Consider the following 2,108-nt stretch of genomic DNA (forward strand, 5'->3'; position numbering starts at 1 on the left):
GAAGGCCTCGGCCGAGCGCATGAACATCAGCCAGAGGATGAGCTCGTCGAGGAAGAGGACCACGCCTTCGTAGTTGAGGGTTTTGGCGTGCCGGGCGATCTCGGCGAGCCCGTCGGCCAGGGGGATCCACTGGGAGTGGGTGCGGTATGCGGTGAAGAGGGTTTCGGTGAGCGCGGCGGAGAGGTTGCGACGCTGGGTCTCGGTCGCGGTGGTGGCCCTGGCCGCCTGGTAGGACGCCGCGGTCCAGTCGTTGGCTGTGGAGCCTGCGGCACCCGTGGTGTCTGCGCCGGCGGCGCCCATGAGTGCTCCGAAGTCGATGCCGCCGGTGTCTGCGGCGTTGCCACCACCAGCGGGGGAGGACGCACCGGGCGTGCGGACCCCGGTGGGCCCGATCTTGGCCTTGTTGAGGCTGTCGAAGAAGGCGGCATCGCCCATGGCGGCGCGGGTGGAGTCCGCATCGGCGAACAGCCCCTCGAAGGCGTGGAGGACCGGCAGCGGGGCTTCGGGGTGGAGGGCTTCGAGGTGTTTGAGGTAGCCGCGGAAGATCGTGTCTTCGATGGAGGTGGAGTCCAGGAAGTGGAAGGGGAGCTGCAGCAGGTTGCGGCCGATGGATTTGCCTTCGCCGGTGTGCTCGGCGATGAGCGGCTGGAGTTCGGCGACGTCGCGGGTGGCGGGTTCGGCGGCCAGCAGGGCGAAGAGGACCGCCATGAAGTGGGATTTACCGGAGCCGAAGGAGCCGGTGAGGTAGACGCCCTGGTTGTTGCCGGTGGCGAGGGCCCGGTCGACGTAGCCGAGGGCGGCGTTGAGGTTGCCGGCGATCTCCTCGGTAATGACGTAGCTGTCGATCGTGGCCTTCAGCTTGTCGTGGTCGCTGACCGAGTCCGAGAGCTTGAGGACGAAGGTGTATCCGGCGGTTTCGGGGATGTCGAAGATCTCGCCGAGGGTGGGTGCGGCGGTGGTGGCGCCGGGGAGGGTGAACTTGCCCATGTGGTTCAGTGATCCTTCGTGCATAGGAAAAGGCCACTGTCATCGGCAGCTCCGGATGAGGGGAGGGTCAACGGCAGGGCCGGTATGTGTGCAGGGTAACACACTTGTTTTGCGGGGGAGGGGACGGCGCTGGGGGTGTGGCGAGCGGTGCCCAGGCGTGCGGCGAGGTGTCAGTTGGTGTCTGCGTCGGGGTCCACCGGGATGACGTCGATCTGCGCTCCGGAATGATCGGTGTCCGGGTCGAGGGTGTCCAGGTAGTCGCGGACCTGGTCGGCGGCGTCGGAGAGGTGCCGGACGGAGGTCGCGTTGTCGTTGTCAATGAGGAGGTCCCAGCCGTCCGACCACTTATGGGCGTGCACGGAGATGCGGTTGCTGATGTCCATGGTGGCTATCCTTTCGTGACCGTGTCGATGGCTTTCAGGGTGTTGCGAGTGACGGCGGGTGGCACTTCTCTGGTTCTGGTGATGATGACCGGTCGGTTGAGACCCGGGGCGGTCCAGACCTCGTGGTCGCCTATGCCTTGCCGGGCGCGGGAGAAGCCGGCTGCATGAAGCCGTTGAACCAGATCGCGGTACTTCAAGGGCTTGGTCACAGCCGATACTTCATCCCTCCCGTAAAACGTAGGTGTCAAGAAGGAACAGATCGGCGTTTAACCAGCTCTGACCTGGACTTATTTATCTTGTTTATTTGCGCTTCCGATCTGGCAGGTGCTGCGGGACGGACGCAGGCTCTACATCGGTGATCAACCCAGGGGTTGGGCGTAAGGGGTGGAGCTTCTCCGGTCAGCGGCCGGTCGTGTTCTACGCCGGGCAGATTCGGTTGGACCGCGCGCCTGGCACGACCGGATCTGCCCGGGGAAGAACAGCCCCACGGGGACGGGGTGCTACTCTTGCGGCCTCGGGTGACAGGCTCCGGCGCGTTGTCAGGGACGTCCTCCACCGGGATACGGTCGTGGTAGAGGCAGTCCGTCATGCACAGTGATCCTGCGGATCCGAGCGAGTGGAGGAAACTACCAGGATGGGAACCTCGTCACAGGTCATTGTAGGGGTTGGGGGCAGCATCGTCACCGCAGAGCAAGACCATGCCCATCTCGTCATAGGGCACTCCGTCCTCGCGGAGCC

At 65.0% G+C, this 2,108-nt stretch carries 3 protein-coding genes; all 3 read right to left on the bottom strand.

The genetic code is table 11. The features are described 5' to 3' along the window. Nucleotides 1-987: DUF6079 family protein (locus QZV72_RS13910; RefSeq protein WP_297009262.1), on the bottom strand; the 987-nt coding region annotated here is incomplete at its 3' end. Between the two features lie 170 nt (nt 988-1,157). Continuing rightward, nucleotides 1,158-1,370 (bottom strand): hypothetical protein, encoded by a 213-nt coding sequence (locus QZV72_RS13915; protein ID WP_297009263.1) that lies wholly within the window; start codon nt 1,368-1,370, stop codon nt 1,158-1,160. A 5-nt stretch (nt 1,371-1,375) separates the two neighbouring features. Then, nucleotides 1,376-1,579, bottom strand: coding sequence for a type II toxin-antitoxin system HicA family toxin (locus QZV72_RS13920; protein WP_297009264.1), 204 nt, complete (start codon nt 1,577-1,579; stop codon nt 1,376-1,378). Nucleotides 1,580-2,108: the final 529 nt, after the last annotated feature.

Origin of the sequence: uncultured Corynebacterium sp., from assembly GCF_902782855.1 — a bacterium.
Lineage (GTDB): Bacteria > Actinomycetota > Actinomycetes > Mycobacteriales > Mycobacteriaceae > Corynebacterium.

What these genes read in the sequence shown, in the direction of transcription:
- QZV72_RS13915 (WP_297009263.1), bottom strand. Translation starts at nt 1,370, where the DNA reads ATGGACATCAGCAACCGCATCTCCGTGCACGCCCATAAGTGGTCGGAC.